Below are 15,647 nucleotides of genomic sequence, written 5' to 3'. Positions count from 1 at the left end.
CAAGCATTAATAGTTGAGTTATCAAGTATTAATAGTTTAGACGACAATTGTTAATACTTGAGGAATCAGGTATTAACAGCTGACAGGATGGTTGTCAACATCGAGCATGCAGGATATTAATATCCAGAATATCAACCGAATGTACCTATAGAATCAAGAGATAACAAGTAATAAACTCATGAGAAATAAAAGACTACAAAGTCAAGTGACGGCAGGACGGTGGACCCTGCCTGCCGTTATCTTTATCTGCGCCCTGTGCTGGGTGTTGACTTACTTTTTATTTCCCAATTCCATAGCCTCAACCGTACTCGAAGGCAGCCCTTCTTCCTGGCAACCCACCCGTGATTTTCTGCTTCCGGGATGGGCAGACCGGATTGTCAGCTTCCTGATTTATGCAACCATCGGCTACTTTCTGATAGAGTTGAACAATCAGTTCAGCATTATCCGTATGAGGGCATCCATGCAGACGGCTATCTATTTCCTGCTGGTCACCGTCTGCCCGAAAATGCATTTCCTATATACAGGAGATATTGTTGCCCTGGGCTTTCTCATTTCCATTTATTTTCTGTTTAAAAGCTACCAGCAAACTCAAGCTGCGGGTTATTTATTCTATTCCTTCTTCTTTATCGGAGCAGGAAGTATTCTGTTCCCACAGTTCACCATCCTCTCGGTGCTTTGGTTGCTCGAAGCCTACCGTTTCCAGTCGCTCACTCCGCGTAGTTTCTGCGGTGCGCTGCTCGGATGGATGCTGCCATACTGGATGTTGTTCGGACATGCCTTCTTCTACAACGAGATGGAGTTGTTCTACCGCCCTTTCAATCAGCTACTAACTTTCGGGGAATTCTTCAACCTGCAAATCCTCCAGCCTTGGGAACTGGCAATACTCGGTTATCTGTTGGTGATGTTTATCGTCAGTGCCGTCCATTGCATCGCCGCCGGATTTGAGGATAAGATACGCACACGCGCCTATCTCCAATTCCTGATAGACCTGACGATTTTCCTGTTCCTGCTGATTGCCCTGCAACCGATATATTGCAGTGCCCTATTGCCTTTGCTTATCATAAGCAACAGCATCCTGATCGGACATTTCTTTGTACTGACCAATAGTAAAAGTTCGAATGTGTTTTTCATCCTTTCATTGGTCGGTCTCATCCTCTTATTCGCTTTTAATATATGGACGCTTTTATAGATTCAACGATACAACTCCTCATAGAATGGGGACTCCCGGGATTATTCATCTCGGCTTTACTGGCTGGGAGCATCGTGCCTTTCAGTTCCGAACTGGTACTGGTGGCACTGGTGAAACTCGGTCTGCCCCCGATAGCCTGTCTGATCTCCGCCACTTTGGGCAACACAGTAGGCGGAATGACCTGCTACTACATGGGGCGTCTGGGCAAAATCAGCTGGATTGAGAAATATTTCAAGGTAAAGAAAGAGAAAGTAGACAAAATGGTGAAATTCCTGCAAGGAAAAGGAGCATTGATGGCCTTCTTCACCTTTCTTCCCGCCATTGGGGAAGTGATAGCCATTGCACTGGGATTTATGCGAAGCAACACATGGCTCACCATCGTTTCCATGTTTGTCGGCAAACTGATACGCTATATCCTCCTCCTGTATGTGCTCGAAAGTGCCTGGGATGCTATGGCAGGATAGGAAATAAGTATTAGGTAGTAAGTATAAAGTATTAGACGTTAGGCAGTAAGTATTAGAGATTGTATGATGAAAAGGATTATTGAGAAAACCGATGACGGGAGTGCTACCCTGTTTGTTCCGGAATTGAATGAACATTATCATTCAACGAAAGGGGCACGCACGGAGTCTCAACATATTTTCATCGATATGGGACTTAAAGCCTCTTCCGCCACTACTCCGCGTATTCTTGAAATCGGCTTCGGGACAGGGCTAAACGCCTGGCTCACCCTCGAAGAAGCAGAAAGAAGCGGACGGAATATACACTATACAGGATTGGAACTCTATCCGCTGGAATGGCAGACGATAGAGCAACTAGGATATATCTCCAATGATGAACAATTAACAACGACCGACCGGCAACAACCGGCCATCGAATTGTTTAAGCAACTTCATACATCACCTTGGGAGAAAGACGTGCAACTCACTCCACACTTCACCCTACAGAAAGTAGAGACAGACGTTAATAAATGGGTTGAAAACAGAGAACGAACAATAAGCAATGTCAATGATAGCGTAACCAACGCTGAATCACCTGCCCTGAATCCTTCATTTAACCTCATTTACTTCGATGCCTTTGCACCGGAAAAGCAGCCGGAAATGTGGTCGCAAGAACTATTCAACCGCCTCTACGTTTTATTAGATAAAGACGGCATCCTGACCACTTACTGCGCCAAAGGTGTCGTCCGCCGGATGTTACAGACAGCCGGATTCACAGTAGAACGCCTGCCCGGACCTCCGGGTGGTAAACGGGAAATATTACGGGCCCGGAAATAAGAATAGGAACAAGATAAGAAAGAAACCCCGAAATAGAAGAAGTCATGAAAAAACAACTAAAAGATATGAGAACCCTTTTCCTCCTTAGTGCCTGCCTCCTAATGGCAGCCTGCACAGGACGCTCTTCCCAAGCAGGCAACGATGACGAAGCAAAACCGGTGATTACCGTCACCCTGGAACCGCAACGTTATTTCACGGAAGCTATTGCCGGAGATAAATTTAAAGTAGTCAGCATGGTCCCCAAAGGTTCCAGCCCGGAAACTTATGATCCTGTCCCCCAACAACTTGTTTCTCTGGGAGACAGCAAAGCTTATTTCCGCATCGGATACATCGGCTTCGAACAGACCTGGATGGATCGTTTAATGAACAATACCCCCCATATCCAAGTGTTCGACACCTCCAAAGGGATCGACCTCATACTCAACAATGATGACCACGACCACACCCACGGACATAACAGCCACGACGGACATATCCACGCCGTAGAGCCGCACGTATGGAATTCCACCGGTAATGCTTTAATCATTGCAGGAAACACCTACAAAGCCCTTAGCCAACTGGATAAGGCAAATGAAGTATACTACAGAAACCGTTACGATTCGCTCTGCCAGCGCATCCAGCACACCGACAGCCTGATTCGCCGTCAACTCTCCGTTCCCGAAGCAGCCAAAGCCTTCATGATTTATCATCCAGCCCTCTCCTACTTCGCCCGCGACTACGGATTGCATCAGATTTCCATCGAAGAAGGAGGCAAAGAGCCTTCCCCCGCCCATCTGAAAGCCTTGATAGACCTGTGTCAGGCAGAGGATGTACGCGTTATCTTTGTGCAACCGGAATTTGACAAACGCAATGCGGAAACCATCGCGCAGCAAACCGGAACGAAAGTGATCCCTATCAATCCGCTAAGTTACGACTGGGAAGAAGAAATGCTGAATGTAGCCAAAGCCCTTGCGCCACAGGCGGCAACAAAATAAACGTATAAAGAAAGAACCCATCAAGCCATTTCCAACGATGAAACCAATAATCGAAATAAAGAATCTTTCTGCCGGATATGACGGCCGCACTGTTCTTCACGATGTTAATCTAAGCATCTACGAACGGGATTTTCTAGGTATTATAGGTCCGAACGGAGGCGGCAAAACAACGCTTATAAAGTGCATCCTCGGTCTGTTGAAGCCAACGGGAGGGGAAATTATATTCCATACACCTGAAGAGACCCCTGAAGAGACTTCTGCAAAACCATCTGCCAAAAGTTCCCGGCAAAGTTCTTCCGCAAAATCCTCTCCCCTCCTCGGTTATCTGCCTCAATACAGCACCATAGACCGGAAGTTTCCTATTTCCGTGGAAGAAGTGATTCTATCCGGATTGAGCATACAAAAGTCACTCACTTCCCGATTCACTCCCGAACAGAAGGAGAAAGGCAGACAGATTATTTCCCGCATGGGGCTCGAAGGCCTCGAACACCGTTCTATCGGACAATTAAGCGGCGGACAACTGCAACGTGCCCTGTTGGGACGCGCCATCATCTCCGACCCTGCGGTATTGATTCTCGATGAGCCCAGCACGTATATCGACAAGCGTTTCGAAGCGCGTCTTTATGAGTTATTGGCTGAGATCAATAAAGAGTGTGCCATCATCCTTGTCAGCCATGATATCGGCACTGTGTTGCAGCAGGTGAAATCCATCGCTTGTGTCAACGAAACGCTGGATTACCATCCGGATACAGGCGTCACTACCGAATGGCTGGAAAGGAACTTCAACTGCCCTATCGAGCTATTGGGACACGGTACATTGCCTCACCGGGTTTTAGGAGAGCATCATCACCATCATTAAACATAGACTTTATATAGATATCCAGCTATCTTGTTTTAAAATGTATCTTCCCTCTCTGCTGCCTCCCGGAAGAGTGAAAGAGATAGTAAATCACCCCTTTGTTACTTAATATTTCTTACTTTCTTCCTCATTATCCTTACAAATCACTATCTTTGCGACCTCATAATTTGTTTTTAACGAATAAACTACGATAGTGCTAATGAAACAGTACAGAACCGTAAACAACCTTATGGGTTGGCTTACATTCATCATTGCGGCAACCGTCTACTGCCTGACAATAGAACCAACCGCAAGTTTCTGGGATTGCCCGGAGTTCATAACCACCGGCTATAAACTGGAAGTCGGACACCCGCCCGGCGCACCTTTCTTCATGCTGATGGCGAACCTGTTTACTCAATTTGCTTCCGACGTGACTACCGTTGCTAAAATGGTGAACTACATGAGCGCCCTGATGAGCGGTGCCTGTATCTTGTTCCTTTTCTGGAGCATCACCCATCTGGTACGCAAATTGATTATCACTGACGAAAACAATATCACCAAAGGACAGCTTATCACGATTATGGGTAGCGGACTGGTGGGTGCACTGGTCTATACGTTCAGTGACACATTCTGGTTCTCCGCCGTAGAAGGTGAAGTATATGCCTTCTCCTCCCTGTTTACCGCTGTCGTTTTCTGGTTGATTCTGAAATGGGAAGACGTGGCCGACCAGCCTCATAGCGACCGCTGGATTATCCTCATCGCCTATCTGACGGGATTAAGTATCGGTGTCCACCTGCTGAACCTGCTTTGTCTGCCCGCCATCGTATTGGTATACTACTACAAGAAAACTCCAAACGCTACTGCTAAAGGTTCGTTAATCGCTCTCTGCGGTTCAATGGTGCTCGTTGCTGCTGTGCTATACGGCATCGTACCGGGTATTGTGAAAGTAGGCGGCTGGTTTGAGCTGTTGTTTGTCAACGGACTCGGAATGTCGTTCAATTCAGGTGTAGTGGTTTACATCATCCTGCTTGCAGCCGCTCTAATCTGGGGCGTATATGAAAGCTATACCGAAAAGAGCAAAACACGCATGGCTATCTCCTTTATCCTGACGATTGCTCTACTGGGTATCCCGTTCTACGGACACGGAGCCAGCAGTATCATCATCGGTATTTTGGTGATCGCCGCACTGGGACTTTACCTCGCTCCGAGTGTACAGGCCAAGATCAAAGAGAGATGGCGTATCACCGCCCGCACCATGAACACGGCTTTGCTGTGCACCATGATGATCGTAATCGGATATTCTTCTTATGCACTGATCGTTATCCGTTCTACTGCCAACACTCCGATGGACCAGAACTCACCGGAAGATATATTCACACTGGGCGAATACCTCGGTCGTGAACAATACGGAACCCGCCCGCTTTTCTACGGTCCTGCCTTCTCTTCGAAAGTGGCACTCGATGTAAAAGACGAATATTGCATCCCGCGCCAGTCGGAAGCAGGAAGCAAGTTTGTCCGCAAGGAAAAGACTTCGCCCGACGAAAAAGACTCTTATATCGAACTTCCCGGACGTGTGGAATACGAATATGCACAGAATATGCTTTTCCCGCGTATGTACAGTTCGTCACACGCACCGCTCTACAAACAATGGGTGGACATCAAGGGATATGACGTTCCTTATGACCAGTGTGGAGAAATGGTGATGGTAAACATGCCTACCCAATGGGAAAATATCAAATTCTTCTTCTCCTACCAGTTGAACTTCATGTACTGGCGTTACTTCATGTGGAACTTTGCCGGACGGCAGAATGACATACAGGGTAGCGGAGAAATCGAGCACGGCAACTGGATCACCGGTATTCCGTTTATCGACAACCTGCTGGTAGGTAACCAGGAATTGCTTCCGCAAGATCTCAAAAACAATAAAGGTCATAATGTATTCTACTGTCTGCCGCTGATTCTCGGTTTGATCGGACTCTTCTGGCAGGCTTACCATAGCCAGCGAGGCATCCAGCAGTTCTGGGTGGTATTCTTCCTGTTCTTTATGACAGGTATCGCTATCGTACTCTACCTCAACCAAACTCCTGCGCAACCCCGTGAACGAGACTATGCGTATGCCGGTTCGTTCTACGCCTTTGCTATCTGGGTAGGTATGGGAGTGGCAGGCATCATCCGTATGTTGCGGGATTATGCCAAGATGCAGGAACTTCCGGCAGCCATTCTGGCTTCTGTGCTCTGTTTGTTCGTCCCCATCCAGATGGCGGGACAGACATGGGATGACCACGACCGCAGCGGACGCTTCGTTGCCCGCGACTTCGGACAGAACTACCTGATGACTTTGCAGGAAGAAGGCAACCCGATTATCTACACCAATGGTGATAACGATACCTTCCCATTGTGGTACAATCAGGAAACGGAAGGTTTCCGCACGGATGCCCGTACCTGTAACTTAAGTTACCTGCAAACCGACTGGTATATCGACCAGATGAAACGTCCGGCCTACGATTCTCCGTCACTCCCTATCACTTGGGACCGTGTGGAATACGTGGAAGGACAAAACGAATATATCTCTATCCGTCCGGAAATGAAGGCTCTCATCGACAGCTATTTCAAACAGGCAAACGAACTGGCTGCACAGGGAGACACTACCATATTGTCACTCGTTCACTCCATCTTCGGTGAGAATCCTTATGAACTGAAGGAAATCATCAACCGCTGGATGCTTGGCAAGAACGACCAATTGAAAGAACTTCTCAAAAAGACAGGAAAAGAAATACAGCTCCCGCTCATCCCTACGGACAGCATCGTCATGAAGATAGATAAGGAAGCCGTACGCCGCTCCGGCATGAAGATTCCGGAAGCTCTGGGCGACTCTATCCCCGAATACATGACAATCACCCTTAGAGACGCCAACGGCAACCCGAAACGCGCCCTTTACAAGAGTGAACTGATGATGCTCGAGATGCTTGCCAATGCCAACTGGGAACGACCTATCTATATGGCAATCACCGTAGGAAGCGAAAACCATCTGGGCATGGGCAACCACTTCACACAGGAGGGTCTCGCCTACCGCTTCACTCCGTTCGATACGGACAAGCTGGACAGCAAGATCGACAGTGAAAAGATGTACGACAACCTAATGAACAAGTTCAAGTTCGGCGGTATCGACAAACCGGGTATCTACATTGACGAGAACGTGATGCGCATGTGCTACACGCACCGCCGTATCTTCACGCAACTTGTAGGTCAGCTCATCAAAGAAGACAAAAAGGACAAAGCACTCGCCGCGCTCGATTACGCTGAAAAGATGATTCCGGCATACAACGTACCGTATGACTGGGCAAACGGCGCCTTCCAAATGGCAGAGTCTTATTATCAACTGGGACAGAACGAGAAAGCCAACAAGATCATCGACGAACTTGCCAACAAGTCGCTCGAATACATGATCTGGTATCTTAGCCTGAACGATAACCAGCTTGCCATCGCCAGCGAAAACTTCGTGTACAACGCCAGCTTGCTTGACGCCGAAGTCCGCTTAATGGAAAAATACAAATCAGAAGAACTCGCAAAACATTACTCAACGCAACTCGATCAACTATACAACGAATACGTAACGAGAATGAAAGGGAAATAAATATCAAGTATTAAGTAATAAGTATTATTCGCAGCTTCCGACATGTCTTCCGCACGGTATAATACCTAATACTTATTACTTAATACTTATTACTTAATACTTGTTTAACGCAGATTTTCATGTTTATAGAACAACCACCTTGGCTTTTCCGGGCGTTGTATCCACAGGCTATCTTCCGGATGGACCCGAATGAACGGGCAGTCTATCTGACTTTCGATGACGGCCCCATCCCCGAAGTGACTCCCTGGGTACTGGAAATACTGGAAAAGCATCATATTAAAGCTACCTTTTTCATGGTAGGCGACAATATACGCAAACACCCGGATGAATACCGGATGGTGGTAGAGCACGGACACCGCATCGGCAACCATACTTTCAACCACATCCGTGGATTTGAATATTCCAATCCGGATTACCTGGCAAATGCCAGAAAGGTAGATGATATGATTCATTCCGATCTCTTCCGTCCGCCACACGGACATATGGGATTCAGGCAGTATTATACGTTGCGCTATCATTACCGCATTATTATGTGGGATCTCGTGACCCGTGATTACAGTAAACGGATGAGTCCGGAACAAGTGCTGAACAACGTGAAACGCTATGCGCGAAACGGTTCCATCATCACTTTCCACGATTCGCTGAAGTCATGGAACAACGGCAACCTGCAATACGCACTTCCACGCGCTATCGAATTCCTGAAAGAGGAAGGCTATGAATTCAAGGTGTTATAATCTTTGAGAAAACAGAAACTTCGAAAAGAACAGAGCTTCCTGATAAGAAAGGAAGGTTTCTGATGAATAAAAAAAGCTCCCTGACAAGAAGAAAAAATATAAGCCGAGGTATTATACCCCGGCTTTTGTAGTTTAAAGCCCGTTTCGTGCCCAAAATTGAAAGATTCCTCCTCTTTCTTATAAGATGTCAGCGCAACCGCATTTCGCCCGGTAAAGGGCAAAAAGAGGGCAAAACAACCTGCATTCAAAAAGTTTCTGATTCACATTACCCTTTCCAACCGTATTTTTTTATACATTTGCAACGTTCTCTTCCGCAGAAAGCCTTCGGGTGACGGGAGAGAGATGTTTATATTGAGAAGACGTTTACAAGCGTTTGTCATTTGTGTTCAAAACTTCGCAAACTTTGACCTATCGGAATGACGGACAGCAACTAAGACGTCCTCCTGATGTGTATTTATATACATCCGTGCCTCACTTTGACAAACAAAGGGAGGTTACGGGTGTTGTACATATCGGCGTGGGCTTTCTACGTTGTTCGTTCCCGGTAGTTGGCATTGCGAAGGCCTTGAACACGGAACGGACGAAGATGAGATTCCCACGCCTTTTCTATATATTCCTGTCAACATTAGATGAATTTGTCCGCCCAACGGGAGTCTGGGGGGACACACATAAGCAGAATAGGCACATGATTCATGCGGGACAACTTATTGAACGCACGCTTCACGAACAGGGACGCACCGTCACCTGGTTCGCTACCCAACTATGCTGCACACGCCCCAATGTTTACAAGATATTCCGGAAAGAGAATATCGACATCCACCTGCTCTGGCGCATCTCCTGCATCCTCGGACACGATTTCTTCCGCGATTTTTCCGACAGCATCAACACCGGAAACTTCCCGAGTGTATCCAAATAGGATACAATTCCGTTTCTTTCTTGGAACTATGCTTTCTCCCAGTGGTATACTCCTTTCGCATACCTTTGCAGACATATTAACATCTAATCACAAAAGGACATGAAAACGAAAAAACTATTTCTGATTATTGCTCTGGTTGTCGGTTGTGCCGTCGGAGCCCATGCGCAAAAGACGGTCTTCAAGTTTCGTGATGCACAGGCACGTGCAGGCGATGCAGTTACTGAAGTTTGTGTCAAACCCACAGTTGTCGAGGTGAAAATACTGGAAGATAAGGGACGGATCAAGGATGAATGGACACTAAGCAAAGAGGAAGTGGAGATCGCCATGAAAGGAGAACTTGACAACATCCGTGCATGGGGGACGTATCTGTCCACCATCAAATACAACTGCGATGTCATCATGGGAGCCACTTTCAAAGTGGAAGATAATGAAAAAACAGGGGGATACACGGTTACAGTAGTAGGTTATCCCGGCATCTTCGTCAACTGGCATCCTGCCACCCAGGACGATTATGAATGGATACGTCTGCAGAAGCTATCACCCACGGATGGAAGAAGCCAGATAGCACCTGTCGTTAAGAATAAGAATTAATCACTAAAACATAAATAACAATGAAAAAAGTACTATCAATGGTTGCCGCACTCTTATTGTGCGTAGGAACTCAAGCGCAAATCGTATCATCCAGAAGCGCAATCGTCAAAACAGAGAAGCAAGCCAGCAGCACACAATGGTTCTTGCGTGCAGGTTTGAATATCATGAACTTCTCCGGTGACGGAGCCGAAGGAGCTGACTCAAACATCGGATATAACGCAACATTTGGCTACCAGAAGCCTTTAGGCAGCACAGGAGGATACTGGGGAATGGAATTTGGACTCGGCTCCCGTGGTTTCAAAGTGGAAGACACGAAGTGCATGGCTCATAATATACAATACTCTCCGTTCACATTCGGATGGAAATTTGCAGTGGCGGACAATGTTCATATCGACCCACATGTAGGAGTCTTTGCCAGCTACGATTACACAAGTAAAATGAAAACAGACGGGGAGAGCATCAGTTGGGGAGATTACGCAGATTACATGGAAGTTGACTACAATCATTTCGATGCCGGTATGAATATCGGTGTAGGAGTCTGGTACAACCGTTTCAACCTGGATCTCACCTATCAACGCGGATTCATAGATACATTCAGCGATGCCGACGGATTCAAGACCAGTAACTTTATGATTCGTCTGGGTATTGCCTTCTAAGGACAACCAAACCTCAATAAACCATATTATTTATTCAGCGTCCACGATCTTTTCTCTTCGCAAAAAGGGCCGTGGATGCTGTTTTCTTAAAAATAACGGAATATGATGACCAAACGACAATTTCTGGCAATCATGTATCTGCTGACGGGAGTTATCCCGCTGATAGCACAGACTTTCACCGAACAGAAAAAGAGCTATCCCATCAGTGCAGACGGCAATAAATATGTGGTCAGCGGATTTACCCCTTTCAGCAGCATGCAAGACGAGAACATCTACGCTAATGCACTGTTATGGACCGTCAAAAATGTCTGTCCGCAGCTACGGGAAGGGATCACAGAGGTAAACGTACCGGCTAAAAACTTCAGTTGCGATCTGATACTTGCCTCGCAAGCAGATTCAAATCAGAAGAATACTTACTATTGCAAAGCCCTGTTTCAAGTAAAAGACGGCAAGTTGGTCTACTATCTTTCCAATATACGGATAGAATCATCAGCAGTGATAATGAAGAAAATCACTCCCATGGAGAAGTTGCAACCGGACAAGAAAGCATCTCACAAAGAAATCATGGATGACTTCGTACAGATGGAATCGCAAATATTGAATAAAATGTTCGACTTCATCGTAACGAACCAACTTTCACCAATCACTCACTGGAATGAAATCAGCATCAACAAGCCGGTGAAAGGCATGACAGAAGATGAATGTCTGCTGGCTTTCGGCAAACCGCAGACTATTCAAGAATCAAATGGAGAAGTGCAATGGATGTATTCCAGCTCGTTCTACCTGTTCTTCAAGAATGGACATGTGGAAACGATTATCAAATAAACCCATAAAACAAATCATCTCAAAATTAAACAATTAAAACAATTTATTATGAAAACAATCTGGAAAGCAACCGTTTGCATAGTTGCAGTATTACTGTCATTCAGCATTTATTCCTGTGGCGATGACGACGATGACACTGTCGGTTCACGCGATTTACTGTTAGGAACATGGAATGGAGTGTACTATCTTTCACAAGAATGGGAAGATGGTGAAAAAGTAAATGACTCTAAAGAAGATTTTGTAAATGGAACCAATCGTTACTCCATAGAGTTCAAGGAAGATGGTACTTATGTCGAGAAAGACGTTTATAACTCTTCCGGAAGTACTAATTATTATCATGGTACATGGAGTTACTCCGGCAATAAGCTGACTCTCATCGACACTGAAGAAGATAATTACACAGAAGTGTGGACAGTGACCACAATGACTGATAATGAATTAGTCTATGAACTTCGTGAAAAAGAGAAAGAAGACGGAACGACATACGAATATTACGAACAACACGCTTTTAAGAGATAGCTCAAAAACATTGTAACACAAAAATTTCTTTCTTCTTTAGAAAGACAAGATTAGGCAAAAGTTTCTTTTTATCAAAGAAACTTTTGCCTAATCTATTGAAAAAGACGCATGATATTCAATAACAAATCACTCACTCCGTGACTAAAAAGAAATTAAAGAAGGTATTTCGACATACCCCGACAATCCTCTTTTTGTGATCGTATAAGCAATTTAGCGCATTAATATGCCACCGCCAGCGGAGTACGCAATTTCTGCGCATATTCAGCCATGTATTTATTCCAGGCATCCGGAGTCTTGATAGCCGCCTTATCCCAGGCAGATCCCCAGTAATAAGTATATTCAGCACCCGGCTCATATTCGCTGATAGCCAGCACATGACCGTCGGCTCCGCCACGATCTTTTTTTTCCTTTTCGGAAAGAAGAACCACTTTCGCCTCTTTTACCTGTGCAGGGAACGCAGCACCGACAAATATCTTACCGTTTGCACCGCTACGGTCAGTTGTAGGATCTACGTAAGTGATATAGCCATTTGCAGCGTCTGCCACCACCGCACCGTCCGGTTCACGCAACACAAGCCCCGTAGTTACCGGCATTGCTTCTTTCAAATTGGTATATGAAACAACAGTTTTATTGAGATAAGAACCTGCATCCAAGGAGATGACGCGTGTTTCCACCACGTTAGAATCTCCACGGACCACCAGCGGATTAAACTCCAGCTTCACCGTGAAACGCAGTGGACCATTATCAAGGATTTCCTGTGTGCGATAGCAGTAAGGATAGATAATAGTGTCACCGGCCATCAAAGCGGCAACGCCGGCGCCCAATGTGGGTCCTACGGCATAGCAATCCATACCGTATCCATGGTCGATATGGTAAGAGATGGCATTCTGCAATTCGGAAGCGGCTTTCGGGTCTGTCTTTTTCAGTTCGGCTATCTTGGCACGCTTTTCAGGATTGAGCTCTTCAGCATACAGAGATTCCAAAATCGGTTCCGTAGTGTTATACTTCGTAAAAAGATCGTAGCCGAAACCACGTTCTCCACGAGCCTGCAAAGCAGGACCATAAGCACGGAATCCGCCAAGATCATTCTCCCAGGCAACGTCGTCCAGACGTTCGGGGTAGTATTTACCGCAAGCAATGACATCAAAAGGTGCAAGTGTGCCCGGTTGAATGGTATAAGTAACCGCACTGTTTGCCCCTACCGTAACGGGGAAAACCACCTTCTCATCATACGTCACCTGATAAGGCACTTGCTGACCGTCGACGTCAAGCACCACAATCTGTGCCGTATCCGCCAGTTTCAATTTAGCGACCACATCGCTCATCGGCACTTCAACCATCTCCCCTGCCCGTTCAAGAGCCAAAGGATTGGTCACTGTGACTGTCATTGACTGCTTGCTGTCGGCACAGGAAGCAAAACCGATCAAGGCTACAGCAAACAGAATTAATATCTTTCTCATAATTAGTCTACATTGAATAAATAACATATACTTTGTAAATTAGAGGCTATTATATCCGGCATGTTGGATATATAGCTCCAACGCGTCAGCTATATATATCCAACGTGTTGGAGCTATATGTTCAACACGTTGGGCATATATGTCCAATAAATCGGCCATATAGCTCCTGCAAAGGGAATAATAAAAAATAAGGTGACAGATGAAAAGAGGATGCTCTTTGCCATTCTATCACCTTACCGGAATCTCTGCTATTGTCTATTATTTCGGTTGTTTTCCGATATAGGCAAGAATACCACCATCTACGTAGAGAATGTGACCGTTAACAGCGTTAGAAGCTTCAGAAGCAAGGAACACGGCAGGACCTGTCAGTTCTTCCGCTTCCAACCAACGACCGGCAGGAGTCTTAGCGCAGATGAATGAATCGAATGGGTGACGGCTTCCGTCTGCCTGCGGCTCACGAAGAGGAGCAGTTTGCGGAGTAGCGATGTAACCCGGGCCGATACCATTACACTGGATGTTGTATTCACCATATTCAGAACAGATATTGCGAGTCAGCATCTTCAAACCACCTTTAGCAGCAGCGTAAGCAGATACAGTTTCACGACCCAGTTCGGACATCATAGAACAGATGTTGATGATCTTACCTGCACGTTTTTCCATCATAGCCGGCAAAACAGCCTTAGCAACGATGAACGGAGCATTCAAGTCGATGTCGATTACACGACGGAAATCAGCAGCATCCATCTCGTGCATAGGAACACGACGGATAATACCTGCGTTATTTACAAGGATATCAATTGTACCTACTTCTTTCGCAATCGTAGCAACCATCGCCTGAACAGCCGGTTCGTCTGTCACGTCGCATACGTAACCGTGAGCTTTGATACCTTTTTCAGCATAAGCAGCCATGCCTTTGTCTACCAACTCTTGATTGATGTCGTTAAAACAAATTTTAGCGCCTTGTTCTGCAAATGCAGAAGCAATAGCAAATCCGATACCATAAGAAGCACCTGTAACGAGAGCTACTTTACCTTCCAAAGAAAAATTCAAAAACTGATTCATAATTCTTTTTGTTATTAAATTAGGAAAATTATTGTAGTTGTTATTTCAAATCCGTAATCAACGAGAAGTCCTGATCGCCGTAGTCGAGGTTCTCGCCACCCATTCCCCAGATAAAGGTATAGTTGTGGGTAGCAGCAGCCGAGTGGATTGACCATTCGGGCGAAAGAACGGCCTGATCGCCTTTCATCCATACGTGACGCGTCTCGCCTACCTCACCCATGAAGTGGCAGATAGCATGATCTTCGGGGATCTCGAAATAGAAGTAGGCTTCCATACGACGGCTGTGTACGTGTGCCGGCATTGTGTTCCACACACTTCCCGGAGCGAGTTCCGTCATACCCATCTGCAACTGGCAGGTAGGCAACACCTGATTCACCAACATCTTATTGATGTTGCGGTGATTGGAACCTTCCAAAGAGCCCATTTCAGCTACCACGGCATCGGCTTTCGTCACCTTACGGTCGGGATAGTTGCGGTGTGCAGTCAGTGAGTTGAAGTAGAATTTAGCAGGATGGGCAGCGTCTTTGCTTTCGAAAGTCACTTCGCGATCGCCCGACCCCAGATAAAGAGCTTCTTTATAGTCCAGTTCGAACTCTGCGTCACCAGCTTTCACAATACCGGGACCGCCGACATTGTAGATACCCATTTCGCGACGGGTGAGGAAGAACGGAGCTTTCAGCGGATCAATCGCTTCGAGCGTCAGCACCTCTCCTACCGGAAGCGCACCACCTACCACCATACGGTCGTACATGGAATATACCATATTTACTTCATTGGGGACAAATATGTTTTCGATTAAGAAATCTCTGCGGATTCTTGTTGTATCATAACTTTTTGCATCTTCCGGATGCGCAGCATAGCGAATTTCATAGTTCGTTTTCATACCTTATTTATTTATAGTTATTGAATAAGTTCTCTTTCTACGTGCACTTCGTTTACGTACACGATGCAAAAATAGCAAAAGAAAACGGG

Annotated in this window: 15 protein-coding genes; 12 read left to right on the top strand and 3 right to left on the bottom strand. The window is 46.0% G+C overall.

The features are described from left to right. The first annotated feature begins 178 nt into the window (after positions 1-178). From I2I13_RS13100 to I2I13_RS13045, 12 genes are all read left to right on the top strand, one after another. A complete protein-coding gene (locus I2I13_RS13100) occupies positions 179-1,189 on the top strand; it encodes a hypothetical protein (protein WP_195649659.1) in 1,011 nt (336 codons plus the stop codon). Next, the gene (locus I2I13_RS13095) at positions 1,174-1,653 is read left to right on the top strand and encodes a YqaA family protein (protein ID WP_117610918.1); all 480 of its coding nucleotides are present in this window, start codon (positions 1,174-1,176) and stop codon (positions 1,651-1,653) included. The genes I2I13_RS13100 and I2I13_RS13095 overlap by 16 nt, the downstream gene beginning before the upstream one ends. Before the next feature lie 66 nt (positions 1,654-1,719). After that, positions 1,720-2,466 carry a tRNA (5-methylaminomethyl-2-thiouridine)(34)-methyltransferase MnmD gene (gene mnmD, locus I2I13_RS13090; protein ID WP_195649698.1) on the top strand — a complete coding sequence of 249 codons (747 nt, stop codon included), beginning with the start codon at positions 1,720-1,722 and terminating at the stop codon, positions 2,464-2,466. Positions 2,467-2,510: 44 nt separating this feature from the next. Then, positions 2,511-3,440: a metal ABC transporter solute-binding protein, Zn/Mn family gene (locus I2I13_RS13085; protein ID WP_074559799.1), complete on the top strand. Its 930-nt coding sequence runs from the start codon at positions 2,511-2,513 to the stop codon at positions 3,438-3,440. A gap of 37 nt (positions 3,441-3,477) precedes the next feature. Continuing rightward, on the top strand, positions 3,478-4,299 hold the full coding sequence (locus I2I13_RS13080) for a metal ABC transporter ATP-binding protein (protein WP_195649658.1): 822 nt from the start codon (positions 3,478-3,480) through the stop codon (positions 4,297-4,299). Between the two features lie 199 nt (positions 4,300-4,498). Continuing rightward, complete coding sequence (locus I2I13_RS13075) at positions 4,499-7,912, top strand: DUF2723 domain-containing protein (protein WP_195649657.1); 3,414 nt, start codon at positions 4,499-4,501, stop codon at positions 7,910-7,912. Between the two features lie 119 nt (positions 7,913-8,031). Beyond that, a complete protein-coding gene (locus I2I13_RS13070) occupies positions 8,032-8,646 on the top strand; it encodes a polysaccharide deacetylase family protein (protein ID WP_148367818.1) in 615 nt (204 codons plus the stop codon). 685 nt (positions 8,647-9,331) lie between these two features. Continuing rightward, positions 9,332-9,562 carry a hypothetical protein gene (locus I2I13_RS13065; RefSeq protein WP_148367870.1) on the top strand — a complete coding sequence of 77 codons (231 nt, stop codon included), beginning with the start codon at positions 9,332-9,334 and terminating at the stop codon, positions 9,560-9,562. 99 nt (positions 9,563-9,661) lie between these two features. After that, positions 9,662-10,153, top strand: a complete 492-nt coding sequence (locus tag I2I13_RS13060; RefSeq protein WP_032842839.1) for a hypothetical protein — start codon at positions 9,662-9,664, stop codon at positions 10,151-10,153. A gap of 20 nt (positions 10,154-10,173) precedes the next feature. Next, a complete protein-coding gene (locus I2I13_RS13055) occupies positions 10,174-10,809 on the top strand; it encodes an outer membrane beta-barrel protein (protein WP_195649656.1) in 636 nt (211 codons plus the stop codon). Positions 10,810-10,914: 105 nt separating this feature from the next. Beyond that, positions 10,915-11,634: a hypothetical protein gene (locus I2I13_RS13050; RefSeq protein WP_370540833.1), complete on the top strand. Its 720-nt coding sequence runs from the start codon at positions 10,915-10,917 to the stop codon at positions 11,632-11,634. A gap of 48 nt (positions 11,635-11,682) precedes the next feature. Next, entirely contained in the window at positions 11,683-12,153 is a 471-nt protein-coding gene (locus tag I2I13_RS13045) for a lipocalin family protein (protein WP_195649654.1), read from the top strand. 218 nt (positions 12,154-12,371) lie between these two features. Here the strand turns inward: I2I13_RS13045 and I2I13_RS13040 are convergent, their stop codons facing one another. The 3 genes from I2I13_RS13040 to kduI all read right to left on the bottom strand — a co-directional run bounded on the left by I2I13_RS13040 (position 12,372) and on the right by kduI (position 15,558). Continuing rightward, positions 12,372-13,613: a DUF4861 domain-containing protein gene (locus tag I2I13_RS13040; RefSeq protein WP_195649653.1), complete on the bottom strand. Its 1,242-nt coding sequence runs from the start codon at positions 13,611-13,613 to the stop codon at positions 12,372-12,374. Between the two features lie 258 nt (positions 13,614-13,871). Continuing rightward, on the bottom strand, positions 13,872-14,675 hold the full coding sequence (locus tag I2I13_RS13035) for a gluconate 5-dehydrogenase (protein ID WP_195649652.1): 804 nt from the start codon (positions 14,673-14,675) through the stop codon (positions 13,872-13,874). A 40-nt stretch (positions 14,676-14,715) separates the two neighbouring features. Then, positions 14,716-15,558, bottom strand: coding sequence for a 5-dehydro-4-deoxy-D-glucuronate isomerase (gene kduI / locus I2I13_RS13030; RefSeq protein WP_074559737.1), 843 nt, complete (start codon positions 15,556-15,558; stop codon positions 14,716-14,718). Positions 15,559-15,647 lie beyond the last annotated feature (89 nt).

The sequence above is a fragment of the Bacteroides sp. D55t1_190419_B8 genome (genome assembly GCF_015558905.1).
In the GTDB taxonomy this organism is placed as follows: domain Bacteria; phylum Bacteroidota; class Bacteroidia; order Bacteroidales; family Bacteroidaceae; genus Bacteroides; species Bacteroides vicugnae.
The sequence above is the reverse complement of the archived record's forward strand: the minus strand, read 5'-3'. Positions and strand labels throughout refer to the sequence as shown.

What these genes read in the sequence shown, in the direction of transcription:
- I2I13_RS13100 (WP_195649659.1), top strand. Translation starts at nt 179, where the DNA reads ATGAGAAATAAAAGACTACAAAGTCAAGTGACGGCAGGACGGTGGACC.
- I2I13_RS13095 (WP_117610918.1), top strand. Translation starts at nt 1,174, where the DNA reads ATGGACGCTTTTATAGATTCAACGATACAACTCCTCATAGAATGGGGA.
- mnmD (WP_195649698.1), top strand. Translation starts at nt 1,720, where the DNA reads ATGAAAAGGATTATTGAGAAAACCGATGACGGGAGTGCTACCCTGTTT.
- I2I13_RS13085 (WP_074559799.1), top strand. Translation starts at nt 2,511, where the DNA reads ATGAAAAAACAACTAAAAGATATGAGAACCCTTTTCCTCCTTAGTGCC.
- I2I13_RS13080 (WP_195649658.1), top strand. Translation starts at nt 3,478, where the DNA reads ATGAAACCAATAATCGAAATAAAGAATCTTTCTGCCGGATATGACGGC.
- I2I13_RS13075 (WP_195649657.1), top strand. Translation starts at nt 4,499, where the DNA reads ATGAAACAGTACAGAACCGTAAACAACCTTATGGGTTGGCTTACATTC.
- I2I13_RS13070 (WP_148367818.1), top strand. Translation starts at nt 8,032, where the DNA reads ATGTTTATAGAACAACCACCTTGGCTTTTCCGGGCGTTGTATCCACAG.
- I2I13_RS13065 (WP_148367870.1), top strand. Translation starts at nt 9,332, where the DNA reads ATGATTCATGCGGGACAACTTATTGAACGCACGCTTCACGAACAGGGA.
- I2I13_RS13060 (WP_032842839.1), top strand. Translation starts at nt 9,662, where the DNA reads ATGAAAACGAAAAAACTATTTCTGATTATTGCTCTGGTTGTCGGTTGT.
- I2I13_RS13055 (WP_195649656.1), top strand. Translation starts at nt 10,174, where the DNA reads ATGAAAAAAGTACTATCAATGGTTGCCGCACTCTTATTGTGCGTAGGA.
- I2I13_RS13050 (WP_370540833.1), top strand. Translation starts at nt 10,915, where the DNA reads ATGACCAAACGACAATTTCTGGCAATCATGTATCTGCTGACGGGAGTT.
- I2I13_RS13045 (WP_195649654.1), top strand. Translation starts at nt 11,683, where the DNA reads ATGAAAACAATCTGGAAAGCAACCGTTTGCATAGTTGCAGTATTACTG.
- I2I13_RS13040 (WP_195649653.1), bottom strand. Translation starts at nt 13,613, where the DNA reads ATGAGAAAGATATTAATTCTGTTTGCTGTAGCCTTGATCGGTTTTGCT.
- I2I13_RS13035 (WP_195649652.1), bottom strand. Translation starts at nt 14,675, where the DNA reads ATGAATCAGTTTTTGAATTTTTCTTTGGAAGGTAAAGTAGCTCTCGTT.
- kduI (WP_074559737.1), bottom strand. Translation starts at nt 15,558, where the DNA reads ATGAAAACGAACTATGAAATTCGCTATGCTGCGCATCCGGAAGATGCA.